This window comes from Streptomyces sp. NPDC006602, from assembly GCF_042870385.1.
GTDB lineage: Bacteria > Actinomycetota > Actinomycetes > Streptomycetales > Streptomycetaceae > Streptomyces.
This window is the reverse complement of record NZ_JBIAHG010000008.1, coordinates 1-23299: the sequence shown is the minus strand read 5'-3', so window position 1 is coordinate 23299 and position 23299 is coordinate 1. Positions and strand designations below refer to the sequence as shown.

Here is a 23299-nt window from a genome sequence, read left to right as displayed (position 1 = left end):
CCCCCTCAGCCCTTGGCCACGGCGCGCAGCCGGTCCACCACGTCGGCCCGCAGCTCGGCGGGCTCCAGGACCACCACGTCCGGCCCGAACTCCACCAGCCAGGCGTCCAGCCCGTGGCCGTACGGAATCTCCAACTCGTCCCAGCCGTCCCCCAGTTCCCGCACCGAGGCGGCCTTCGCCCGCAGGGGGTAGCCCGCGCCGGAGCGCAGCCGGATCAGCGCGGTGCGGTCGGCGGTCTCGCCGGCCCAGCTCGCGACGGTCTCGCGGACGGTGACGACGTCGGGCACGGGGGCGGTGAACCGGGTGGCGCGGCTGCGCACCTTGCCGGTGATCCGGGACAGCCGGAACACCCGCTCGGCGCCCCGGTCGCGGTCCCAGCCCGCCAGGTACCAGTGGCCGCGCCAGCACTCCAGTGCCCACGGCTCGACGTGCCGGGGCTCGGGGCGGGCGGCGGTGGCCTTGCGGTAGTCGAAGACGACGGGGCGGCGGTCGCGGCAGGCCAGCATCAGCGGCTCGAACGCGGTCTCGTGCACCGGGATGCGCGGCTCGAGGGCGCCATGGGCCTCGTACGGGTCGAAGTCCTCGGGGAGTCCCGCGGCGCGCAGCTTCTGCAGGGCACCGCTGGCCGCGCCGGCGAGCCGGGCCTGTTGCCAGACCTTGGCGGCCAGCCCGAGGGCGGCGGCCTCCTCGGCGTCCAGGGTGACGGGCGGGAGGCGGTTGCTGTCGCGGCGGGCGAGGTAGCCGACCTCGCCGTCCAGGTTCTCGACGGTCTCGATGACCAGGCCGAGTTCGCGCAGATCGTCCTTGTCGCGCTCGAACATGCGGTTGAAGGAGTCGTCCGACCCGGCTTCCAGATAGGCCTCGATGGACTCACGCAGCTCGCGCTTGCTGAGCGGCCGCCGCGTCCCGAGCAGACACAGCGCCAGGTTCATCAGTCGCTCGGCCTTGGCAATGGCCATCGACGCCCTTCGCCTCCCTATGGTGCTTACGGACGATGACCGTACCGCCCCGAAGTGGCGCGGCAAAAGCCGAGGGCCCATGCCCGGACAGGCATGGGCCCCAGGCGGTCGAGACCGGTCGTCGGGCGATCAGACCCCGAGGAGGTCGACCACGAAGATCAGCGTCTCGCCGGGCTTGATCGCCGGGGTCGGGCTCTGGTTGCCGTAGGCGAGGTGGGCGGGGATGGTCAGCTGGCGGCGGCCGCCGACCTTCATGCCCTGCACGCCCTGGTCCCAGCCCTTGATGACCCGGCCGCCACCCAGCGGGAAGCTGAACGGGGTACCGCGGTTCCAGCTGGCGTCGAACTCCTCGCCGGTGCTGAAGGCGACACCCACGTAGTGGACGGTGACCGTCTGGCCGGCCTGCGCCACCGCGCCGTCGCCCTCCCAGATGTCCTTGATCTCCAGGTCCGCCGGGGGCTCGCCGCCCGGGAAGTCGATCTCGGGCTTGTCGATGCTCACGTCTCTAGCTCCTGCGTGTGTACGGAAAGTGCGTTGTACGGAAAGGCAACAGGCACAGTCTTACATCTCGGTGGGGTCACATCTTCGCGAGGATGTCGACCGAGAAGACCAGCGTGGAGTCCTTCTTGATCTCGCTGCCGGCCGGCGGGCTGTCGCCGTAGCCCAGGTCCGGCGGTACGACGACGAGGACGCGGCTGCCGACCTTCTTGCCGGTCAGGCCCTGCGACCAGCCCTTGACGACCTGCTGGAGCGAGAACGACGTCAGCGCCTTGCGGCCGTACGTCGAGTCGAACTCCTTGCCGGAGTCCCACAGGACGCCCTTGTACTGCACGAGCACGGTGTTCTCGGCGGCGACCACCTCGCCGTCGCCCTCGATGACGTAGTTCGCGACCAGCTTCTTCGGCGCGTCGCTCTTGGGGACCTCGATGGAGGGCGCCTTGCCGTCGGTGTTGGTGCCGACCTTCGGCACGTCCACGTTGTCCTGGGCGACGTTCGTGCCCTTGGCGGAGCTCTTGGCGTTGAACGTCTCCATCAGGTCGACGACGAAGACCAGCGTGTCGGTGCCCTTGATGCCGCCCTCCGCGTAGCCCTCCTTGCCGTAGCCCCACGTCGGCGGGACCGAGAACTCGACTCGGCTGCCGGTCTTCTTGCCGGTCAGGGCATACCGCCAGCCGTCGATGATGCTGCTCGTGGCGAGCTGGATGAGCAGCGGCGTCTTGCGGTCGTAGGAGTTGTCGAAGACCTTCGCCGTGTCCCAGATCTGACCGAGGTAGTTCGCCTGGATGTAGTCGTTCTCGGCCACCGTGGTGCCGTTGCCCGGGGTGATCGTCTTCACTGCGAGGTCCTTGGACGGGACGCCGCTGCCCTTGGCCACCGTCGGCTTCTCACCGAACTTCGTGCCCCCGTTGATCGCCGGCAGCGGGCCGTCGACGATCTTCGGTGGCGGTACGGACGCCGAGGCCGACGCCGAGGGCGACGCGCTGTCAGTGGCCTCGGCCGAATCGGCCCCATCGTCGTCGCCGCACCCGGCGAGCGTGATCATTCCAGCGGGTACGGCGATGAGCAGTGAGCGTCGGCGCACGGTGGGGGCCTCGTAATCGGTCGATCTTGTTGATGGCGTGCGCGCAACTCTACGGCGTGAGAAGGGCGCCGTACGCGAAACGTACGGCGCCCGTGTTGCGTTCCGAATGTTCCTCCGGAACGCGATGCTCACATTCCGGCGATCAGCTTCTCGACCCGGTCGTCCACCGAACGGAACGGGTCCTTGCACAACACCGTGCGCTGAGCCTGGTCGTTGAGCTTGAGGTGAACCCAGTCGACCGTGAAGTCACGGCGCTGTTCCTGCGCCCGCCGGATGAAGTCGCCGCGCAGCCGCGCCCGAGTGGTCTGCGGCGGAACCGACTTGCCCTCGAAGATCTTCAAGTCGTTGCAGATCCGGGCGGCTTGGCCCTTCTTCTCCAGCAGGTAGTACAGGCCACGACGTCGGTGGATGTCGTGGTAGGCGAGGTCTATCTGCGCGACCCGCGGGTGGGACATGGTCATGTTGTGCTTGGCCCGGTACCGCTCGATGAGCTTGTACTTCATGACCCAGTCGATCTCGGTACCGATCCGGTCGAGGTCCTCGGCCTCGATCGCGTCGAGCGTACGGCCCCACAGCTCCAGGACCTGCTCGACGGTGCCGGTGCGGATGCCGCGGCGCTCGCAGAAATCCACGGCCTTCTCGAAGTACTCGCGCTGCACCTCCAGGGCCGAGGCCTCGCGGCCGCTGGCCAGGCGGACCTTGCGGCGGCCGGTGATGTCGTGGCTGACCTCGCGGATCGCCCGGATCGGGTTCTCCAGGGTGAGGTCACGCATCACGGTGCCCGCCTCGATCATGCGCAGCACCAGGTCGGTGGCGCCGACCTTGAGCAGCATCGTCGTCTCGGACATGTTGGAGTCGCCCACGATGACATGCAGGCGGCGGTAGCGCTCGGCGTCGGCGTGCGGTTCGTCGCGAGTGTTGATGATCGGCCGGGAGCGCGTCGTCGCCGAGGAGACGCCCTCCCAGATGTGCTCGGCCCGCTGGCTCACGCAGTACACGGCGCCACGCGGGGTCTGCAGCACCTTGCCGGCACCGCAGAGAAGCTGCCTCGTGACCAGGAACGGAATGAGGATGTCCGCGAGCCGGGAGAACTCCCCGTGCCGGGCCACCAGATAGTTCTCGTGGCACCCGTAGGAGTTGCCCGCCGAGTCGGTGTTGTTCTTGAAGAGGTAGACGTCGCCCGCGATTCCTTCCTCATGCAGGCGTCGTTCGGCATCTACCAGGAGTCCTTCCAGAATGCGCTCGCCTGCTTTGTCGTGCGTGACCAGTTCGGTCACGTTGTCACATTCCGGTGTCGCGTATTCCGGATGTGACCCGACATCGAGATAGAGGCGGGCACCGTTCCGCAGAAAGACATTGCTGCTTCGGCCCCATGACACGACACGGCGGAAGAGGTACCGCGCCACCTCGTCGGGAGACAGGCGCCGCTGTCCCCTGAACGTACACGTGACGCCGTACTCGTTCTCCAGCCCGAAAATGCGGCGGTCCATGAGTGAACATTACGCCCGATCCCCCGAGCTGAAACGGGGTTCGACAGCACGGTTTGGATCATTTTCCGATGAAGACGCAACCACCGCACCCCCGGCGGAAGCTGCGAGGACCCGCCCGGTGGCCAGCAGAACGAGCAGTGACACGCCCCCCGCGGCACCCGGTACGACGAAGCCCCACAGGGCCCCGCCCGCCTGGACGACCGGCCCCGCGAGGCCCGTTCCGACGGACGCGCCCACGGTGAACGTCGTCACAAGCCAGGAGAACGCCTCGGTGACCGTGCCACGCGGCGCGTGCCGGTCGACCAGCACGAACGCGCAGGCGATGGCGGGCGCGAGGAAGACGCCGGCGAGGACCGTCAGCAGCGTCATGGCGACCGCGCCAGGCATCAGCGTCAACGGCAGATAACACACCGCCAGAAGCGCCACCAAGGCCTGCAGTCGCCGGGCCGGTTCGCCGGTCCACCGACGCGCCCCGTAGCAAAGGCCGCCGATGAGCGCACCCAGCCCGATGCCCGCCATCAGCCAGCCGTACACCGCGTCGCCGCCGTGGTCGTCCGCGTACGGCACGGACGCCACGGTGATGGAGCCGAGCGCGACGCCGACGAAGAAGAACGCGCCGAGGAGCGCGCGGAGTCCGGGCGACCTGAGCGCGCCCAGCCAGTGCGCCTCGCGCGGCGCCGAGCGCCAAGCGCGCGAGGGCGGCGACAGGACCACACAGAGAGCGCCCAGCACCCCGACGGCGTTCAGGACGAGCAGCGCGGCCTGCGCCGACCACAGCGCCACGCACAGGGTCACCAGCAACGGTCCGACGGTGAACATGATTTCCTGCGCGACCGCGTCCATGGCGTACGCCGTGTGCACCTGGTCCTCCCTACGGAGGACACTCGGCCACAGTGCCCGCAGACCGCCCTCCAGAGGCGGCGTGAAGAGCCCGGCGGCCGCCACGGCGGCGTAGGCGAGCGGCAGCGGATCGGTGCCCGCGAAGGCGAAGACCGCCATCCCGAGGGCCGACACAAGAGCGGCGGGCAGCTGGACGCGCGGCTGACCGCGCAGGTCGACGAGGCGGCCGAGCACGGGCTGACCCACCGCGTTGGCCACGCCGTACACGGCCGCGAGCCCACCGGCCAGGGTGTAGGTGCCGCCCTCGGCGCGCACGAACAGCACGATCGCGATCGCCGCGGTGGCGTTCGGCAGCCGCCCCACCAGCGTGCCGGCGAGCAGCCGGACGGCATGCCTCGCCCTGAGAATCTCCAGGTATCCCGCGGCCATGTCCCAACCCTTTGCTCGCCCGGTGCGCCGGTGACGCGTGAGGTTTTACGTATAACGCCCTCTGTCATACGTACCATGTGCGCTGTCACACGTCCAGACGACAGGGAGTCACCCAGGGAGCGCGCCAGTATCAAGGGCGCGAGCGCGCGGAGGCACGAAGCGCTGAGCACGGGCGCACCCTGGACAGCCGGCTGGAGCACCCGGAGCGAACGACCCGAAGAAGAGGAGCAAACAGCCGGTGGCACAAGGCAGCACCCGCCCCACAAGCCGTGACGTCGCCCAGGCCGCCGGCGTCTCCCAGGCCGCGGTCTCCCTCGTCCTCGGCGACAAATGGCGCGGACGGGTGTCGGAGACGACCGCCGAGCGAGTCCGGGAAGCCGCGCGCGAGCTGGGCTACCGGCCCAATCTCGCCGCCCGCAACCTACGCCTGGGCCGCACCCGCACCGTGCTCCTCGTGGTCCCCGCGCTGACGACCGAGTTCTTCGCAGGCGTCTACACAGGCGCGGCCCGGGTCGCCGCCGAACACGGCTTCGGCGTGGTCCTGTACCCCTCCCCCGAAGGCATCGGCCCCGCCCGGGACCCCTTCGCCTCCGCGCAGGCCGCCCTCGACGGCGTCATCGCCTCCTCCATGGCCGCCGACGCCCTCTCCGCGATCCGCGGCGACCAGCTGCCGCTGGTCATGCTGGACAGCGATCCATCCGGAAGCCTCGGCGTCGCCACAGTCAACCTGGACATCACCGACGGCGTACGACAGGTCGCCGAGCACCTCCTGAGCCTGGGACACCGCCGCTTCCTGCACCTGGCGGCAGACGTGCCCTCCTGGACCTTCGAGGTGCGCGCCCACGAGCTGGCCGCCCGAGTCGGCGCCGTGCCCGGCACCTCGCTGCGCACAGCCCACGCACCGATCTCCATCGAGGGTGCCCTGGCCGCCGCCGAAGCCGCGCTGGCCGCCCCGGGCCCGCGACCGACCGCACTGGTCTGCGACGACGACAAGCTCGCCGCCGGCGCCTACAAGGCGCTGCGCCGCCTCGGCCTGCGCGTCCCCGACGACGCCTCCGTCACCGGCCTCGACGACCTCGCCCTGGCCACCGCCATCGACCCCGAACTCACGACCGTACGACTGGACGCCGAACTGTTCGGGGAACGCGGCATGCTGGCCCTTCTAGCCGTCCTGGAGGGCCGAACACCCGAGGCAGGGGACATTCCCGTCGAGCTCGTCGTACGGGGCTCCACGGCGCCACCTCGGGCCCCCTGAAGCACCTGCGCCCCGGCCGATGGATCGGCCGGGGCACATCAGGAGCAGGGTGGACTACTTCTCGTCGGGTTCCTCGGCGCTCTCCGCCTCGGTCGTCGCCCCACCGGCCTCCAGCAGCCGACCGAGCTGACGACCGACAATGCGCTTGAACTTGCGCTTCTGCGGACGCGTACGGTCCAGCACCGCCACCTCCAGCCGCTCCGCGGGGATCTCCCGCTCACTGCCGTTGGTGTCACGGGACAGGGCCTGAACGGCCAACTTCAGCGCCCCGGCGAGCGACATCCCGTCCTCATGGCGCTGATCCAGGTAGGTGCTGATCGTCTCGGCGTTGCCGCCGACCGCGACCGAGCCGTGCTCGTCCACGATCGAACCGTCGTGCGGCAACCGATAGATCTGATCGCCCTCGGGCGTCTCGCCCACCTCGGCGACCACCAGCTCCACCTCGTACGGCTTCTCGGCCGCGCTGGAGAAGATCGTGCCCAGCGTCTGGGCGTAGACGTTGGCAAGACCGCGCGCCGTCACATCGTCACGGTCGTAGGTGTAACCCCGCAGGTCGGCGTACCGGACACCACCGATGCGGAGGTTCTCGTACTCGTTGTACTTGCCGGCGGCCGCAAAGCCGATCCGGTCATAGATCTCGCTGAACTTGTGCAGCGCACGGGACGGGTTCTCGCCGACGAAGACAATGCCGTCGGCGTACTGCAGCACGACCAGGCTGCGGCCACGGGCGATGCCCTTACGGGCGTACTCCGCCCGGTCGGCCATGGCCTGCTGGGGTGAGACATAGAACGGCGTCGACACCGGTTATCCGTCCCTCTCTTCTGGATTCCGTCGAATTCCCTGGATCACCTTGGCAACAACCGGCCCGTCGGCTAAAGCAGCGCGGCACGCGGGCCGTCGGGCTGCTCCAGACGCCGCTCCAGGATCGAGCGGGCGATCTCGGAGGACTCGTCCTCGTCGAGGCGGCGGAAGCCGTCCTCGGTGATCACGGTCACGATCGGATAGATCCGGCGGGCGACATCGGGACCGCCGGTCGCCGAGTCGTCGTCTGCCGCGTCATAGAGAGCCTGCACCACGAGCATCGTGGCCTCGGCCTCGGTCAGACCGTCATGGAAGAACTTCTTCATGGCGCCCCGGGCGAAGAGCGAGCCCGAGCCCGTCGCCGCGAAATTGTGCTCCTCGGAGCGGCCACCAGTGACGTCGTAGGAGAAGATGCGCCCCTTGCCACGATCCACATCGAACCCGGCGAAGAGCGGGACCACGGCCAGACCCTGCATGGCCATGCCGAGATTGGAACGGATCATGGTCGACAGGCGGTTCGCCTTGCCCTCCAAGGAGAGCTGCGCACCCTCGACCTTCTCGAAGTGCTCCAGCTCCAGCTGGAACAGCTTGACCATCTCGACCGCGAGACCCGCGGTGCCGGCGATGCCGACAGCCGAGTACTCGTCGGCCGGGAAAACCTTCTCGATGTCGCGCTGCGCGATGACGTTGCCCATCGTGGCGCGCCGGTCACCGGCGAGCACGACACCGCCGGGGAACGTCACGGCCACGATCGTGGTGCCGTGCGGCGCCTCGATCACACCCTGGGTGGGCGGGAGCTGCCGGTTACCCGGAAGGATCTCCGGCTGGTGTTCGGACAGGAAGTCCATGAAGGAGGACGACCCAGGCGTCAGGAAGGCAGCTGGTAGACGCCCGGTGCTACGAGTGTTGGCTTCCACGCGATTCCTTCCACGTAAGCAGCAGCCCGCCTTATGGCATCGGGCCGATCCTTGAACTGCCCCAGTGCGGCATTGCAGCTGAAGCACAGTACGCCTCGGACCCTACCCGTGTTGTGGCAGTGATCCACATGTGCGGCCGGAGCCGCCAAACATATGCAGCAGACGCCCGCTTGAGACGCGATCAACTCGTCACGTTCGGCTTCGGTGAGCCCGTACTGGCGCTTGAGGTGACCCGCACGCCCCTCGGCGGCTCGGCACGCCTTGCAGCGCGTCGACAGGCCGTCCGAGGCTCTCGCGTTGCGATGCCACTCGCTGTGAGGCTTCACTTCGCCGCAGGTCCGACAGAGCTTGTGCCCGGCCGGAACGTCCACCTTCTCGCGGACCGGCTTGCCCATGGCCTCCCGGCGGCGCCGGTAGTGCGCGGCGCTGTATTCCGCCACGCACTCCCGGCACCGCACCTGGAGACCGTCACTCCGGTTCCTGTCCTGTGCGAATGCGGCAACGGACAAGTCCCTCTTGCAGCCCGTACACCGCTTCTCGTGCGGTTCCCCAGCCACTCCCGAATCCCCTGTTTCCTTCGATTCGAAGGATAAATGGCCGAACGACCGCTTACTGTCCGCCTTTTTGCACGAAGCTTCGAACGAAATCCTCGGCGTTTTCCTCGAGTACGTCGTCGATTTCGTCCAGGACGGAATCCACGTCGTCGCTCAACTTCTCCTGGCGCTCCTTGAGGTCTTCGGATGCCTGCGCCTCGGGCGCCTCCTCGACCTCCTCGGTGTTGCGCGTCGCCTTCTGCTGTCCGCCGCCGGTGTCCTTGGTCGCCATAACCCTCACCCCGCTCGGTTCGACGTTCTTGATCAGACCCTACAAGCAGGGTCCGACATCGGCCCCGCAGTTTCCTCAACGTCCGGGAACCACCTCGATGATTCCCTGACGGCGGGGATTCCACCCTGTGGGGCCGAGTCGGCCCCGGGTACCCCTCAGTTGCCCGACAGTACCCTGACCAGGTCTTCTGCCGTCCGGCAACGGTCCAGGAGCTCCTTTACGTGATTTCGCGTTCCGCGAAGCGGTTCCAGGGTTGGAACGCGCTGGAGCGAGTCCCGGCCCGGCAGGTCGAAGATCACGGAGTCCCAGGAGGCCGCGGCGACGTCGTCGGCGTACTGCTCCAGGCAGCGGCCACGGAAGTACGCGCGCGTGTCCTCCGGTGGCTTCGTACGGGCCCGCTCGACCTGGTCGTCGGTCAGCAGCCGCTTGATACGGCCGCGGGCCGCCAGACGGTTGTAGAGGCCCTTGTCGGGCCGTACGTCGGCGTACTGGAGGTCGACCAGGTGCAGCCGGGCGGCGTCCCAGTCGAGGTTGTCGCGGCGGCGGTAGCCCTCCATGAGTTCCCGCTTGGCGACCCAGTCCAGTTCGCCGGCCAGGCTCATCGGGTCGTTCTCGAGCCGGTTGAGGGTGTCCTCCCAGCGGGCGAGGACGTCCTTGGTCTGCTCGTCGGCGTCCGCGCCGTACCGCTCCTCCACGTACTTGCGTGACAGTTCGAAGTACTCCATCTGCAGCTGGACCGCGGTGAGTGTCCGGCCGCTGCGGAGCGTGACCAGGCGCTTGAGTGTCGGGTCGTGGGAGACCTGGTGGAGGGTGCGTACGGGCTGGTCCACTGCCAGATCGACGGCGATGAAGCCGTCCTCGATCATGGACAGGACGAGCGCCGTGGTGCCCAGCTTCAGGTATGTGGAGATTTCCGAGAGGTTGGCGTCGCCGATGATCACGTGCAGGCGGCGGTATTTCTCGGCGTCGGCGTGCGGCTCGTCGCGGGTGTTGATGATCGGGCGCTTGAGGGTGGTCTCCAGGCCCACCTCGACCTCGAAGTAGTCGGCGCGCTGACTGAGCTGGAAGCCGTGCTCGTGCCCGTCCTGGCCGACGCCGACGCGGCCGGCGCCGGTGACGACCTGGCGGGAGACGAAGAACGGCGTCAGGTGGCGCACGATGTCCGAGAAGGGGGTTTCCCGCTTCATCAGGTAGTTCTCGTGCGTGCCGTAGGAGGCGCCTTTGTTGTCGGTGTTGTTCTTGTAGAGGTGGATCGGCTGGGCGCCGGGGAGCTGGGCGGCCCGCTCCGCCGCCTCCGCCATGATGCGCTCGCCGGCCTTGTCCCACAGGACGGCGTCCCAGGGGTTGGTGACCTCGGGAGAGCTGTATTCGGGGTGTGCGTGGTCGACGTAGAGCCGCGCGCCGTTGGTGAGGATGACGTTGGCCAGGCCGATGTCCTCGTCGGTGAGCTGGCTGGAGTCGGCGGCTTCGCGGGCGAGGTCGAAGCCTCGCGCGTCCCGCAGCGGATTCTCCTCCTCGAAGTCCCAGCGGGCTCGCCTGGCCCGGTGCATCGCCGCCGCGTAGGCGTTGACGATCTGGGACGAGGTGAGCATGGCATTGGCGTTGGGGTGACCGGGGACGGAGATCCCGTACTCCGTCTCGATGCCCATTACTCGCCGTACGGTCATGCGGCCCTCCTTGCCCGGCGGCGTCCTCGGTCGGGGACGCCGCTCAAGTACCGCTGGCGCTCCGGTGCGTGTGCGGTGCCCGTCCCCGCACTGCGCGACTCGGCGGTATGGAAGAGCCTAGAACGCCTCTGCGCTGGTGGGGAGATCATTTGCGTCATTGCCTTGCTCCAGCATCGCCCGAAAAACAGTCGGCTGCGGGTACCCGCTGAGGGCACCCGCAGCCGCCCTGTCTTTTACAGGTACTGACCGGTGTTCGCCACCGTGTCGATGGAGCGTCCGGTGTCCGCACCCTGCTTTCCGGTGATGAGCGTTCGGATGTAGACGATCCGCTCGCCCTTCTTGCCGGAGATGCGGGCCCAGTCGTCCGGGTTGGTGGTGTTGGGCAGGTCCTCGTTCTCCTTGAACTCGTCCACGCAGGCCTGGAGGAGGTGGGAGACCCTCAGGCCCTTCTGGTTGTGCTCCAGGAAGTCCTTGATCGCCATCTTCTTGGCGCGGCCCACGATGTTCTCGATCATGGCGCCGGAGTTGAAGTCCTTGAAGTAGAGGACTTCCTTGTCGCCGTTGGCGTAGGTGACCTCCAGGAAGCGGTTCTCCTCGGATTCGGCGTACATGTGTTCCACGGCCGTCTGGATCATGCTCTGGACCGTGGAGGCCTTGCTGCCACTGTGCTCGCCGACGTCCTCGGCGTGCAGGGGGAGGCGCTCGGTGAGGTACTTGCCGAAGATGTCCTTGGCCGCCTCGGCGTCCGGACGTTCGATCTTGATCTTCACGTCGAGCCGGCCGGGCCGCAGGATGGCGGGGTCGATCATGTCCTCGCGGTTGGAGGCACCGATCACGACCACGTTCTGCAGGCCCTCCACGCCGTCGATCTCGGCGAGCAGCTGGGGGACGATGGTGTTCTCCACGTCCGAGCTGACACCGGAGCCACGGGTGCGGAAGAGGGATTCCATCTCGTCGAAGAAGACGATGACGGGGGTGCCCTCGCTGGCTTTCTCACGGGCACGCTGGAAGACGAGGCGGATCTGCCGCTCGGTCTCGCCGACGTACTTGTTCAGGAGCTCGGGGCCCTTGATGTTGAGGAAGAAGCTCTTGCCCGTGGCCTGTCCGGTCACCTCGGCGACCTTCTTGGCCAGCGAGTTGGCGACGGCCTTGGCGATGAGCGTCTTGCCGCATCCGGGAGGCCCGTAGAGCAGGACACCCTTGGGCGGCCGCAGTTCGTGCTCCTTGAAGAGGTCGGGGTAGAGGTACGGGAGCTCGACCGCGTCGCGGATCGCCTCGATCTGGCCGCCCAGACCGCCGATCTGCTCGTAGCCGATGTCCGGGACCTCTTCGAGGACGAGTTCCTCGACCTCGCTCTTGGGAACGACCTCGTAGACGTAGCCGGAGCGGGGCTCGAGCAGCAGGGCGTCACCGGCCCGGATGGTGACGTCCATCAACGGCTCGGCGAGCCGTACCACTCGTTCCTCGTCGGTGTGCCCGATGACCAGGGCGCGCTCGCCGTCCTCGAGGATCTCCTTGAGGGTGACGATGTCGCCGACGCTCTCGTACTCCATGGCCTCGACCACGTTGAGAGCCTCGTTGAGCATCACTTCCTGGCCGCGCCGGAGCTCCTCGAGCTCGACGCTGGGGCTGACGTTCACCCGCAGTTTGCGGCCGCCGGTGAAGATGTCCGCCGTGCCGTCCTCGTTCGCCATGAGGAAGACACCGAAGCCGGCCGGCGGCTGTGCTAGCCGGTCGACTTCCTCCTTGAGGGCCACGATCTGGTCACGGGCCTCACGGAGCGTGTTGGCGAGTCGCTCGTTCTGGGCGGACACGCCGGCCAGATTGGTCTGCAGCTCGACGATCCGCTCTTCGAGAATCCTCGTGTGTCGCGGAGAGTCGGCGAGCTTGCGTCGCAGGACGGCGATCTCCTGCTCAAGATAGGCAACCTGCCCGGCGGGGTCTTCGGACCCTCGTCCCGGGCGGATGCCGCGGTTCATGTCGTCGTCGTGGGCTGCCACGGTCCTCACCTCCTCCAAGGGGAGCTGGACGCTTCCAGACCCTACCTGGGTGGGTGTCGATTGAAACCCCTAGATCAAAAGACTGTCGGGGTGTGTCCGATCTTCACCCTTGCGCTCTCCCTCACGCCAGGGGAATACCCACCGAACATGATTGGAAAGCTGCCGGAGGTAGGGTCAAAGCGTTCAACACCCGTCAGAGCTGGCCGGATTCCCGTTCGGCTCGGCGCAGAAACGGCAGGAGACATGAGCGTGCAGCAGGAGGCCGGGGCCGACAGCGAGGACCTGGAGGTCTGGATCGACCAGGATCTCTGTACCGGCGACGGCATCTGCGCCCAGTACGCGCCCGAGGTGTTCGAGCTGGACATCGACGGCTTGGCCTATGTGAAGGGCTCCGGCGACGAGTTGCTTCAGGACAAGGGCGCCACAACACCCGTACCGCTGCCGCTTCTCACGGATGTGGTGGACTCCGCCAAGGAGTGTCCGGGTGACTGCATCCACGTCCGTCGGGTTTCGGACAGGGTCGAGATCTACGGCCCGGACGCCGAGTGATCTTGCCGTTACGCGCCGTTATCTCTGTCTGATTTCTCACACGTGCCGGTTGCGCGGCTCACACGTTCCGGGTTCCGGCGGGTGTCGAGCGGACGAACGCGCCGTTCTTCCACTGCCACTTCGCGCTGTCCTTCACGTCGGGGCAGCAACTGGGCACGTCGGCGGACGAGTAACCGAGGAGCGTCGCGAGGACGGCTCCGTCCCGGAGGGCGAAGTCGGTCACGGTGAGGCGGTCCTTGGGGCTGATCAAGGTGGCGACCACCCGCGGCTTGCCGGTCTCCGTGGCCCGGGTGAGGACGTACACGCCGTCGGGTGGGGTTCCCATCGCCGCGTCGCAGTGCACCACGACCACCGTCTCCGGCCTGCCGTCGCCGTCGAGGTCTCCGGATGCCTTCTTCTGCACGAGTTCCTTGACGGGGCCGCACTGGATCGGGAAGTCGACGCCCGTGGGATCGGGGGGCGCGGTGAGGGCGGGGGCACCTTTGGTCCGAGGGCCGGCCGCCTGGGCCGCCGTGGCCGGGTTGGGTTGCAGAACCGAGGAGAGGGCCACGACCCCGGCGACCGCCGTCGCGGTGGCGACCCAGTGGATCGGCCGGGTAGGGGTGTGTGCCAGTTCCGGGACGGCGGATTGCTGCACGAAGAGTGTCTCCCGTGAGGGCTGTGCCGGTGGGGGTGGCCTGCATGGTGCCACACGTCACAGTGCGGGGGAACGGCGGGGTGGGCGTTCAGGGGCCGGGCGCTGTGGGGGGTCGTGGGTGGTTCCGCGGATTCCGGTGTCAACACGGGTGCGCTGTGGCCCAGTTCCCGGGTGTCTTCGGGAACTGGGCCACGGCACTTGTACGTTGTCGCGGCACCGGGCCGCCCTGGGGCTGGTCCTAGCGGCCGGCTCCCGCGTCGGCGTTGGGGCCGGTGTAGTCATCGCCGTAGGCGCCCTTGGCGGGGCGGCGGCGGCGCATGGGGGGCTCGACGCCGTCGGCGAGGCGGCGGGCGGTGAGCAGGAAGCCGGTGTGGCCGATCATCCGGTGGTCCGGGCGGACGGCCAGGCCCTCGACGTGCCAGTTGCGGATCATCGTCTCCCAGGAGGTCGGCTCGTTGAAGCAGCCGATCTCGCGGATGGACTCGACGGTCCGGGCGAGCTGGGTGGTGGTCGCCACGTAGCAGCACAGGATGCCGCCGGGGACGAGTGCCTTGGAGACGGCCTCCAGGCACTCCCAGGGGGCGAGCATGTCGAGGATGACGCGGTCGACGTCGGGGTCGCTCAGGTTGTCCTGGAGGTCGCCGACGGTGAGCTGCCAGGCGGGGTGCGGGCCGCCGAAGTAGCGCTCCACGTTCTGCTGGGCGATCTCGGCGAAGTCCTCGCGGCGCTCGTAGGAGTGCAGCATGCCCTGGTCGCCGATGGCGCGCAGCAGGAAGCTGCTGAGCGAGCCGGAGCCGACGCCGGCTTCGACGACGCGTGCGCCGGGGAAGATGTCGGCGAAGGCGAGGATCTGCCCCGCGTCCTTCGGGTAGACGACGGCTGCCCCACGGGGCATGGACAGGACGTAGTCGGGGAGCAGGGGGCGCAGCGCGAGGTAGGCGACGTTCCCGGTGGTGCGGACAACGCTGCCCTCGGGAGCGCCGATCAGTTCGTCGTGCGGGAAGGAACCCTTGTGGGTGTGGAAGTTCTTCCCGGCCTCGAGCGTGAACGTGTAGTGGCGGCCCTTGGGGTCGGTCAGCTGAACCTGGTCCCCGACCTTGAAGGGCCCGCGCCTGCGGGCGGCACCGGTCGGTTCGGACATGTGAACAGCCTACCGGCGTTTCGGAGGGGTGCCGACCACTAGGAGGGGCGGGCCATGGCCTTCACGAAGGCGCGCTCGACGTCCGCCGCGGACAGGACGCCGTAGATCTCGCCGGTCTCCTCGACGACCAGGTACTCGGTGGCCGGGGTGGCTCGCAGGGCGTCCAGCAGGTCCTCGCCGGCCAGCTCCGCGGAGACTCGCATGCCGTCGGTGAGGTCCTGGGCGAGGCCGCTGACGGCGACCCAGGGGCGGCGGTGTTCCGGTACGCCCACGATGGCGGCCTCGCGGACGAGGGAGATGGCGTGGCCGTCGGCGTCGACGACGACGAGGGCACGGGCTCCGGCGGCGTTGGCGCGGCGCAGGGCCTCGGAGAGCGGGGTGTTGGTCTCGACGGGGACCGCGCGGCGGGTGAGGTTGCGGGCGCGCAGGTCGGGCAGGTGCTCGCGCAGGCGGGCCATGCGCAGGCTGTTGCCGGCGCCGGTCCAGATGATGGCGGCGAGGATCGCGGCGAGCAGGGCGTCCATGACGGTGTCCATGCCGACGTTGTCCTCGGCGTTGGAGCCGAGCGCGCCGGACTGGGTGAGCAGCGGGAGGCCGATCAGGACGGAGACGGCGAGGGCGCGGCCGACCCAGGCGGCGGCGATGGTGCCGCTCATCGGCTTGCCGGTGATCTTCCAGACGACCGCGCGGAGCATACGGCCGCCGTCGAGGGGCAGACCGGGCAGGAGGTTGAAGGCGGCGACGATCAGGTTGGAGATCATGAGGCCGGCCAGCAGGACGCCCGGAACCGTGCCGGGCTCGACGGGTTGCAGGGCGAGGTAGAAGAGGCCGGAGAGAACGAGGGAGAGGAGCGGGCCGACGAAGGCCAGCCAGAACTCGCGTCCCGGGGTCTCGGCCTCCTTCTCGATCTCGGAGACGCCGCCGAAGAACTGGAGCTGGATGCGGCGGACGGGCAGCTTGAAGCGCAGTGCCGCGACCGTGTGGGCCAGTTCGTGGACGAGGACGGAGGCGTAGAAGGCGACCGCGAAGAAGAGGGAGACCAGGTAGCGGGCGGCGCCGAGTTCCGGCAGCACGCGGTCGAGCTGGCCGCCGAACACCCAGGTGATCAGGGCGGCGACGAGGAACCAGCTGGGCGCGACGTATACCGGCACGCCGAACGGCCGCCCCATCAGCAGGCCGCCGCCGGGTCCGGGTTGGCGGGGGCGCCGGGGCGGTCGGCCCTTGGCGAGACCGGAGTGCGCGAGCGTGCGGTCCCCGGGGGAGGCGTCGGGGTGGGGCTGGTCCTCGGGGGCGGCGGGTGTGCGGGCGCTCTGGTGGTCGTCGGGGGTGGGAGTGCGGGTGGGCTGGTGGCCGGGGTCGGAGGTTCCCCGCTCCTGTCCGGTGTCTGCGGGGGCCTGCGCCTCGGGACCGTGCGCGTCCTGGCCGGACTCCGCGGGGCTGTTGGCTTCGGGCGCCGTGTCCTTGTGGCCCGTGTCCTCGTGGCCCGCGCCTTCGTGGCCCGCGTCTTCGTCCCCGGTGCTGTCGTCGGCGGGGAGATCCAACCGTCGTACGACCATGGTCGGTTCGTCGGTCGGGGTGGTCCGGTCGGGGAGGGCGGGGTCGGGGGCCGGGGTCACAGGTGCTGCGTGGTGCTCGGCCGATTCGTCTTTGCCGGGCCGCGGCTGCCCGCTACCGCCGCTCTCGTCCACGGTGTCCCCTCGTTCGAAGCGTCTCCCGCGCCTGCCGGGCGGGAGGGTCTCGGGTCGATGGTATGCGGCCGTCGCGACACACTCCCCCCGGCACCCCCCGTGGTTCCTCCGTGGTTCCTCCGTGGTCGCAGAGGTCACGACCGCGACTGGGTCACTGTCAGTGGTGGGCCGTATGGTCTGTGGGCATGGAGACGAGCACCGAGGGCGACATGGCGGCCACCGGCGGCGACACCGCGGAGGTGGACGCACCGGTCATGGCCGAGCCGACGGCGGCGACAGCGGTGGTGGACCCCGCGGCCACGACAGCCACGACAGCCATAGCCGGGACCACGGCCCTGGCGCCGGCCTCCCTGTCCCCCTCCCGTGCCGGTGACTTCATGCAGTGCCCGCTGCTGTACCGGTTCCGGGTGATCGACCGGTTGCCCGAGAAGCCGAGCGAGGCGGCGACGAGGGGCACGCTGGTGCACGCGGTCCTGGAGCGGCTCTTCGACGCCCCGGCCGCCGAGCGGACCGCTCCGCGCGCCAAGTCGCTGATCCCGGGCCAGTGGGACCGGCTCAGGGAGACCCGGCCCGAGGTCGTCGAGCTGTTCGCCGACGATCCGGAGGGCGAGCGGCTGGCTCGCTGGCTCGGCGAGGCGGAGCGGCTGGTGGAACGCTGGTTCACGCTGGAGGACCCGACCCGGCTCGAACCGGCCGAGCGCGAACTGTTCATCGAGGCCCGACTGGACTCCGGGCTGAAGCTGCGCGGGATCATCGACCGGGTCGACGTGGCGCCCACCGGTGAGGTGCGGATCGTCGACTACAAGACGGGCAAGGCGCCCCGGCCCGAGTACGCGGAGGGCGCGCTGTTCCAGATGAAGTTCTACGCCCTGGTGGTGTGGCGGCTGAAGAACGTGATCCCACGCCGGCTCCAGCTCGTCTACCTCGGCAGCGGTGACGTCGTGACATACGACCCCGTCCTCGCCGACCTGGAGCGTGTCGAGCGCAAGCTGCACGCGCTGTGGGAGGCGATCCGCGAGGCCACGGAGTCGGGCGACTGGCGTCCTCGTCCCACCAAGCTGTGCGGCTGGTGCGACCACCAGGCCCACTGCCCGGAGTTCGGCGGCACTCCGCCGCCCTATCCGTTGCCGGTGAGGGCGCCGGAGTCCGGGGACGCGGCGCAGGGCAGAATGGGGCCGGACTAGCGAAGGAGACTTACGTGGCCATCCGCGTCCTACTGGTCGACGACCAGCCGCTGCTGCGTACCGGCTTCCGGATGATTCTGGAGGCCGAGCAGGACATCGCGGTCGTCGGCGAGGCCGGAGACGGCCTCCAGGCCATCGACCAGGTGCGTGCACTGCAGCCCGATGTGGTTCTGATGGACATTCGTATGCCGCGGATGGACGGTGTGGAGGCGACGCGGCAGATCACCGGGCCCGGGCGGGACGGTCCGGCCAAGGTGCTGGTGCTGACCACGTTCGACCTCGACGAGTACGTGGTGGAGGCGCTGCGCGCGGGAGCCAGCGGGTTCCTGCTCAAGGACGCCCCGGCCAACGAGCTGGTCCAGGCGATCCGGGTGGTGGCGGCGGGCGAGGCGATGCTCGCGCCGAGCATCACGCGTCGGCTCCTCGACAAGTACGCCACGCATCTGCCGTCCGGCGAGGAGCCGGTGCCGGACACGCTGCACACCCTCACCGAGCGCGAGGTGGAGGTGCTGAAGCTGGTGGCGCGGGGTCTGTCCAACGCGGAGATCGCCGCCGACCTCTTCGTCAGCGAGACCACCGTCAAGACGCACGTCGGTCACGTCCTGACCAAGCTGGGGCTGCGCGACCGCGTTCAGGCGGCGGTGTACGCGTACGAGAGCGGGCTGGTGCGCCCCGGCGCGCAGTGATCAGTCGTACTACGCCGAGGGCGCCCCCGCTCACAAGCGGGGGCGCCCTCGGCGTTCGCAGGAGATCGCTCAGCCCTTGCTGAGCTCCCAGAACCGGAACACGGTCGAGGCGTCGAGGCAGTACTCCAGGCCGTAGACGTCGTCGCGGGTGACGGCGTACTGCTTGGCCTGCCAGACGGGCAGGACCGGGAGTTCGTCGGCGACGATGTTCTGGAGCTTGCCGTAGGCGGCGTCCGTCGCCCCGCGGTCGCTCTCAGCGGCGGTCTGCGGGATGAGCGAGCCGGTGATCGTGTTGTTGGCGTAGTTGTTGCTCAGCACGTTGCCCTTGCCGAAGAAGGGCGCCGTGAAGTTGTCGGCGTCCGGGTAGTCGGGCACCCAGCCCTTGACGTAGACGCCGTACTTGCCGTCGGCGATGTCCTGCTCGTACTGGTCGAAGGCCACGGACCGCACGTCGGCGTCGAACAGGCCACTGGCGTTGAGCTGTTCGGCGATCGCCTTCAGCTCGTCGTCGGTGGCGGGGCCGTAGCGGGAGGGGGTCGACCAGAGGGTCAGCTTCACCTTGCCGGTGATGCCGTCGGCATGGAGGGCGGCGGCGGCCTTGGCCTTGGAGGGGCGGGCGCCGTAGGTGTCGAAGTAGGCCGTGTTGTGGCCGGAGATGCCCGCCGGGATGATCGAGTACAGCGGGGTGGCCGTGCCCTGGTAGACGTCCTTGATGAGGGCGTCGCGGTCGAGCAGGTGAGCGATGGCCTTGCGGACGCCGAGCTGACCGGCGACCGGGTCGTCCATGTTGAAGACCAGGTGCTGGACCTCGGCGCTGCTGCCCTCGACGATCTCGACGCCGGAACTGTCGTCGGCCTGCTCGATGTCGGCTACGTCGTTCGCGGACAGGCCTCGGTAGGCGATGTCGACCTTGTTGTCGAGCAGGGACTTCTTCAGTGCGGACTGGTCGCCATGGAAGAACTTCAGCGTCACGCCGGTGTTCTGTACGTCGGCGGTGCCCTTGTAGTTCTCATTGACGGAGAAGACGGCCTCGTCCTCGCCGAAGGAGTCCAGCTTGTACGGGCCGGAGCCGACGGCCTCGCCGTCCTTGCGCAGCCCGTCGGCGTCGTACTGAGTGTGGTCGACGATGGAGCCGGCACCCGAGGCGATCTTGCTGGGGAAGGTGGCGTCGGACGTGTTGAGGTGGAAGACCACCGTCTTCTCGTCCGGGGTCTCGACCTTCTCCAGCATGGGGAACATGATCGCGGGACCGGCGTCGTCGTTGATCTTCAGCATGCGGTCGAAGGAGAACTTGACGTCCTGAGAGGTGAGCGAGTCACCGTTGCTGAACTTGAGGCCGTTCTTCAGGGTGCACTTGTAGACCTGGGTCTGTGTGTCCGTGAAGGAGCATTCCTCGGCGGCTTCCGGCTTCGGTTCCGTGGCGCCCTTGGGGAAGCTCAGCAGCGGTTGGAAGACGTTGTTGAACAACAGCCAGGAGCCGGGGTCGTAGCCGGAGGCGGGGTCGGTGGCCAGGACGTCGTCGGACATCCCCATCACCACCGAGGAACCACTGCCTGAGGAGTCGCCGGACTGCGTTCCACAGCCGGTCAACAGGCCTGAGGCCAGCCCCGCCACGATGGGCAGGACCGGCCACTGGTTGCGTTTGTTCACGTACAGGTGCCTTGTCGTCGATATCGGACCCCGGGGCCACCCACCCGGGCCCCGGGCACGGAAGGTGTCAGCCGCTCACACCGCGGCCGAGCTCCCACAGCTGAAGCGTCGAGGAGGAGTTGAGCGCGTACGCGGTTCCCGTGACGTCGTCGCGGGCGGCGACGAACTGCTTGCCCTGCCACAGCGGGAGGACGGGAACGTCGTCGGCGACGATGTCCTGAATGTCCGTCAGGTCGGCGGAAGCGGCCAGCCGGTCCGCCTCGCGGCGGGAGTCCGGGATCAGGGTGTTGCGGATCTCGCTGTTCACATACGGCGAGCCGATGGTGTTGTCCTTGTCGAGGAACGGCGCGAGGTAGTTGTCGGCGTCCGGGAAGTCGGGGAACCAGCCCATGCCGTAGACGTCGTACTGGCCCTTCTGCTCGGCGGGGCGGAAGGTGTCCCACGGGGCGCCCTCGATGCTGACGTCGAACAGGCCGCTGTCGTTGAGCTGCTTCTGCAGCACCTCGAACTCCTGCTTGGTGGCAGGACCGTAGTGGTCGGTCGTGTAGTGCAGCGTCAGCTTCACCGGGGTGCTGATGTCGGCCTGGCCCAGCATGGCCTTGGCCTTGGTGAGGTTCGGGTCGCCGTACTTGTTGAAGAACGCGTTGGAGTGGCCCGTGATGCTCGCCGGGACCATCGAGTACAGCGGCTCGGCCTGGGAGCCGTAGACCTTGGAGACGAGTTCGCTGCGGTTGATGATCTGGGCCATCGCCTGGCGGACCGCCTTGGACTTCACCGTCGGAGCGTTGGTGTCGAAGCCCAGGTAGCGGATCTCCAGGCCGGCCGTCTCCACGATGTCGATGTCGCCGCTCGTGGCGTTGGTCAGCTTGTCGATCTGCTCCGGCGACATGGTGCGGGTCATCACGTCGATGTCGCCCTTGTCGAGCGCGGCGCCCATGGCGTCGGCGTCCTTGAAGGAGCGCATGCTGACCTTGTCGTTGTTCACCTTCAGAGTCCCCTTGTAATTGGGGTTCTTGGTGAACACGGCGTCGACGAGCTCGTCGTTCTTGACCTCGGCGTGCAGCGTGTACGGGCCCGAGCCGTCCACGTCGAAGCCGTCGCGCAGCTTGTCCTTCTCGTAGTCGTCGGGGTCGACGATGCCGGCGACGGGCGTCGACAGCTTGAACGGGAAGGTGGCGTCGGCGGTCTTGAGGTGGAAGATGACTTCGTTGTCACCCTGCGTCTCGACGGTGTCGATGGTGGACAGCAGGGCGAACACACCGCTGTCCGCCTTGATGGCGCGGGCACGGTCGATCGAGAACTTCACGTCCTCGGCGGTGATGGCGTCGCCGCCCGCGAACTTCAGGCCGCTCCGGAGCTTGCAGGCGTAGCGCTCGTTGCCGGAGTCGGTGAAGCCGCAGCTCTCGGCGGCCTCGGGTACGGGGTCGCCCTCACCCTTCGGCTGGATCATCAGGGTCTGCACGGTCTGGCGCAGGATGTTCCAGGAGCCGACGTCGTAGGCGTACGCCGGGTCGAGGGGCGCGGGGGCCTCCTTCGAGGCGGTGAACCGGTCCGTGGTGCCGACGACGATCGCGCTGCCGCTGTCACTCCCGCTGTCGGACCCGCCACAGGCAGCGAGCACCGGCGCGAGCAGGCCGATCACGGCCGGCAGCACCAAAGTCTTGCGGTTCATGCTCGAGTTTCTCCAGAGCTGTCGAGTCCGTGTATCCGGCATGCAGGGGTGTCGCAGCGGATCACGGGGTAAGGGTGATGTTCTCGCTAGGAGATTAGTCCGCACCTGCAGGGCAGTTCACAGCCACCGGAGTTGACGCCCCATCACGCAGCGGAACCGGCTGCGGACAGACCGAAAACCCGAGGCCGGAAGGATTAGTACAGGGTTTCACGAATCGGGACACAAGGGCACGCCTCAATCCCCCGACAGGGGGCGGAGACCATACGCCCCATCCCCCTGTCGACCCTCACGCAAGTGGGGAACGTCACATTCCCAACGGTCTGTTCCAGTACCGGAATTCGGCCATCCGCCATGGTCGAATTACCCTTGGGAATTGACGGCCTATCGGCGCTGCACGCTGGGTGAACGCCTAGCGCATTTCCGTCATCAGGCCGCGCAGAAATGCCAGGTCGACCTCTTCGAGCGAGGTCACGACGGTGCGCCGGGCGGCCGGGGCGATGGGCGCCACGGACGGTACCGCCACCACTTGGCAGCCCGCGGCCTCCGCCGACGCGACGCCGGTCGAGGTGTCCTCGACGACCGCGCATCTGGTCGGATCCACGCCGAGTCCGGCGGCGGCGAACAGATAGGGATCGGGGTGCGGCTTGGTGCGCCCCACCTCGTCCCCGGCGACCGTCAGGGCGAAGTACTGGGGACCCAGCGAGGTGAGCACCCGGTCGATGATGCGCCGGTGCGAGGCGGATACCAGGGCCGTGGGAATCTCGTGCGCGGCCAGTTCGGCGAGCAGCCGGGTCGCTCCCGGCATCAGTGGCAGGGCACGGTCGATACGGTCCTCGAAACCCTGGTTCAGCAGCATCATGAGCTCAGCGAGGGCGATGTCGGCGCCGGTGGCCTCGATCAGGAATCCTGCACTGCGGCTCATGGGGCCGCCGACCACGACATGACGCCAGGAGTCGTCGAGGGCGTGGCCGAGGCCGGCGAAGATCTCGACCTCGACGTCCCACCAGAAGCCCTCGGTGTCCACCAGGGTTCCGTCCATGTCGAGGAGCACGGCCTGCAAGGCTGAGCCTTCGGCCGTACGAGTGTCTGGCGCAGGGACCGTACTGGTCATCCGGGCGCACCTCCTTGAGGGACGATCAGGCCGGTTCCCACATGGGGAACCGGCCTGCGGTGGACCGACCAGTGTACGACTTATCCGATCAGCGCGCTCGGTGAGACGCGTCTCAGACGTTTCAGCGTGCGTTGAAGTATTTGGCTTCGGGGTGGTGGATGACGATGGCGTCGGTGGACTGTTCGGGGTGGAGTTGGAATTCCTCGGAGAGGTGGA

Annotated in this window: 21 protein-coding genes; 4 read left to right on the top strand and 17 right to left on the bottom strand. The window is 68.4% G+C overall.

The features are described 5' to 3' along the window. Positions 1-5: 5 nt before the first annotated feature. The 5 genes from ACFYO2_RS21660 to ACFYO2_RS21640 all read right to left on the bottom strand — a co-directional run bounded on the left by ACFYO2_RS21660 (position 6) and on the right by ACFYO2_RS21640 (position 5300). The gene (locus ACFYO2_RS21660) at positions 6-959 is read right to left on the bottom strand and encodes a helix-turn-helix transcriptional regulator (protein WP_388351355.1); all 954 of its coding nucleotides are present in this window, start codon (positions 957-959) and stop codon (positions 6-8) included. Positions 960-1088: 129 nt separating this feature from the next. Then, positions 1089-1460 carry an FKBP-type peptidyl-prolyl cis-trans isomerase gene (locus tag ACFYO2_RS21655; protein ID WP_307673602.1) on the bottom strand — a complete coding sequence of 124 codons (372 nt, stop codon included), beginning with the start codon at positions 1458-1460 and terminating at the stop codon, positions 1089-1091. A 76-nt stretch (positions 1461-1536) separates the two neighbouring features. Beyond that, complete coding sequence (locus ACFYO2_RS21650) at positions 1537-2541, bottom strand: FKBP-type peptidyl-prolyl cis-trans isomerase (protein WP_388351353.1); 1005 nt, start codon at positions 2539-2541, stop codon at positions 1537-1539. A gap of 128 nt (positions 2542-2669) precedes the next feature. After that, a complete protein-coding gene (gene pafA, locus ACFYO2_RS21645; protein WP_121404192.1) occupies positions 2670-4031 on the bottom strand; it encodes a Pup--protein ligase in 1362 nt (453 codons plus the stop codon). A gap of 9 nt (positions 4032-4040) precedes the next feature. After that, positions 4041-5300: an MFS transporter gene (locus ACFYO2_RS21640; protein ID WP_388351350.1), complete on the bottom strand. Its 1260-nt coding sequence runs from the start codon at positions 5298-5300 to the stop codon at positions 4041-4043. Between the two features lie 238 nt (positions 5301-5538). On the opposite strand from ACFYO2_RS21640, the gene ACFYO2_RS21635 reads away from it, so the two are divergent. Continuing rightward, positions 5539-6555 (top strand): LacI family DNA-binding transcriptional regulator, encoded by a 1017-nt coding sequence (locus tag ACFYO2_RS21635; RefSeq protein ID WP_388351347.1) that lies wholly within the window; start codon positions 5539-5541, stop codon positions 6553-6555. Between the two features lie 54 nt (positions 6556-6609). Here the strand turns inward: ACFYO2_RS21635 and prcA are convergent, their stop codons facing one another. The 6 genes from prcA to arc all read right to left on the bottom strand — a co-directional run bounded on the left by prcA (position 6610) and on the right by arc (position 12765). Next, positions 6610-7356, bottom strand: coding sequence for a proteasome subunit alpha (gene prcA, locus ACFYO2_RS21630; RefSeq protein WP_388351344.1), 747 nt, complete (start codon positions 7354-7356; stop codon positions 6610-6612). Positions 7357-7427: 71 nt separating this feature from the next. Then, entirely contained in the window at positions 7428-8273 is an 846-nt protein-coding gene (prcB, locus tag ACFYO2_RS21625) for a proteasome subunit beta (protein ID WP_388351341.1), read from the bottom strand. Beyond that, the gene (locus ACFYO2_RS21620; RefSeq protein ID WP_388351338.1) at positions 8225-8830 is read right to left on the bottom strand and encodes an endonuclease VII domain-containing protein; all 606 of its coding nucleotides are present in this window, start codon (positions 8828-8830) and stop codon (positions 8225-8227) included. Before ACFYO2_RS21620 ends, prcB begins: the two co-directional genes overlap by 49 nt. A gap of 52 nt (positions 8831-8882) precedes the next feature. Next, complete coding sequence (locus ACFYO2_RS21615; protein ID WP_030038375.1) at positions 8883-9098, bottom strand: ubiquitin-like protein Pup; 216 nt, start codon at positions 9096-9098, stop codon at positions 8883-8885. A gap of 155 nt (positions 9099-9253) precedes the next feature. Further along, entirely contained in the window at positions 9254-10765 is a 1512-nt protein-coding gene (gene dop, locus ACFYO2_RS21610) for a depupylase/deamidase Dop (RefSeq protein ID WP_388351335.1), read from the bottom strand. A 233-nt stretch (positions 10766-10998) separates the two neighbouring features. Beyond that, the gene (gene arc, locus ACFYO2_RS21605) at positions 10999-12765 is read right to left on the bottom strand and encodes a proteasome ATPase (RefSeq protein WP_388351332.1); all 1767 of its coding nucleotides are present in this window, start codon (positions 12763-12765) and stop codon (positions 10999-11001) included. Positions 12766-13008: 243 nt separating this feature from the next. Between arc and ACFYO2_RS21600 the strand changes: the two genes are divergently transcribed. After that, positions 13009-13314, top strand: coding sequence for a ferredoxin (locus tag ACFYO2_RS21600; RefSeq protein ID WP_388351330.1), 306 nt, complete (start codon positions 13009-13011; stop codon positions 13312-13314). Positions 13315-13372: 58 nt separating this feature from the next. Here ACFYO2_RS21600 and ACFYO2_RS21595 read toward each other — a convergent pair whose 3' ends face one another. The 3 genes from ACFYO2_RS21595 to ACFYO2_RS21585 all read right to left on the bottom strand — a co-directional run bounded on the left by ACFYO2_RS21595 (position 13373) and on the right by ACFYO2_RS21585 (position 16780). Next, positions 13373-13951, bottom strand: a complete 579-nt coding sequence (locus tag ACFYO2_RS21595; protein WP_388351327.1) for a hypothetical protein — start codon at positions 13949-13951, stop codon at positions 13373-13375. Positions 13952-14189: 238 nt separating this feature from the next. Then, positions 14190-15092 (bottom strand): tRNA (adenine-N1)-methyltransferase, encoded by a 903-nt coding sequence (locus ACFYO2_RS21590; protein ID WP_388351324.1) that lies wholly within the window; start codon positions 15090-15092, stop codon positions 14190-14192. A 38-nt stretch (positions 15093-15130) separates the two neighbouring features. Next, a complete protein-coding gene (locus ACFYO2_RS21585) occupies positions 15131-16780 on the bottom strand; it encodes a site-2 protease family protein (RefSeq protein ID WP_388351321.1) in 1650 nt (549 codons plus the stop codon). 185 nt (positions 16781-16965) lie between these two features. Between ACFYO2_RS21585 and ACFYO2_RS21580 the strand changes: the two genes are divergently transcribed. Together ACFYO2_RS21580 and ACFYO2_RS21575 are read left to right on the top strand one after the other, a co-directional pair. After that, on the top strand, positions 16966-17964 hold the full coding sequence (locus tag ACFYO2_RS21580) for a RecB family exonuclease (protein ID WP_388351318.1): 999 nt from the start codon (positions 16966-16968) through the stop codon (positions 17962-17964). A gap of 14 nt (positions 17965-17978) precedes the next feature. Further along, complete coding sequence (locus ACFYO2_RS21575; RefSeq protein ID WP_388351315.1) at positions 17979-18650, top strand: response regulator; 672 nt, start codon at positions 17979-17981, stop codon at positions 18648-18650. 69 nt (positions 18651-18719) lie between these two features. On the opposite strand, the gene ACFYO2_RS21570 is transcribed toward ACFYO2_RS21575, so the two are convergent. The 3 genes from ACFYO2_RS21570 to ACFYO2_RS21560 all read right to left on the bottom strand — a co-directional run bounded on the left by ACFYO2_RS21570 (position 18720) and on the right by ACFYO2_RS21560 (position 23083). Continuing rightward, positions 18720-20300: an ABC transporter substrate-binding protein gene (locus tag ACFYO2_RS21570; protein WP_388351312.1), complete on the bottom strand. Its 1581-nt coding sequence runs from the start codon at positions 20298-20300 to the stop codon at positions 18720-18722. Positions 20301-20367: 67 nt separating this feature from the next. After that, entirely contained in the window at positions 20368-21972 is a 1605-nt protein-coding gene (locus ACFYO2_RS21565) for an ABC transporter substrate-binding protein (protein ID WP_388351310.1), read from the bottom strand. A gap of 409 nt (positions 21973-22381) precedes the next feature. Further along, a complete protein-coding gene (locus ACFYO2_RS21560; protein WP_388351307.1) occupies positions 22382-23083 on the bottom strand; it encodes an HAD family hydrolase in 702 nt (233 codons plus the stop codon). Positions 23084-23299 lie beyond the last annotated feature (216 nt).

Bases quoted from the DNA above. Each gene is read 5' to 3' on its own strand.
- ACFYO2_RS21560 (WP_388351307.1), bottom strand. From the start codon at position 23,083: ATGACCAGTACGGTCCCTGCGCCAGACACTCGTACGGCCGAAGGCTCA.
- pafA (WP_121404192.1), bottom strand. From the start codon at position 4,031: ATGGACCGCCGCATTTTCGGGCTGGAGAACGAGTACGGCGTCACGTGT.
- ACFYO2_RS21580 (WP_388351318.1), top strand. From the start codon at position 16,966: ATGGAGACGAGCACCGAGGGCGACATGGCGGCCACCGGCGGCGACACC.
- ACFYO2_RS21565 (WP_388351310.1), bottom strand. From the start codon at position 21,972: ATGAACCGCAAGACTTTGGTGCTGCCGGCCGTGATCGGCCTGCTCGCG.
- ACFYO2_RS21615 (WP_030038375.1), bottom strand. From the start codon at position 9,098: ATGGCGACCAAGGACACCGGCGGCGGACAGCAGAAGGCGACGCGCAAC.
- ACFYO2_RS21600 (WP_388351330.1), top strand. From the start codon at position 13,009: ATGAGCGTGCAGCAGGAGGCCGGGGCCGACAGCGAGGACCTGGAGGTC.
- ACFYO2_RS21660 (WP_388351355.1), bottom strand. From the start codon at position 959: ATGGCCATTGCCAAGGCCGAGCGACTGATGAACCTGGCGCTGTGTCTG.
- ACFYO2_RS21640 (WP_388351350.1), bottom strand. From the start codon at position 5,300: ATGGCCGCGGGATACCTGGAGATTCTCAGGGCGAGGCATGCCGTCCGG.
- ACFYO2_RS21590 (WP_388351324.1), bottom strand. From the start codon at position 15,092: ATGTCCGAACCGACCGGTGCCGCCCGCAGGCGCGGGCCCTTCAAGGTC.
- dop (WP_388351335.1), bottom strand. From the start codon at position 10,765: ATGACCGTACGGCGAGTAATGGGCATCGAGACGGAGTACGGGATCTCC.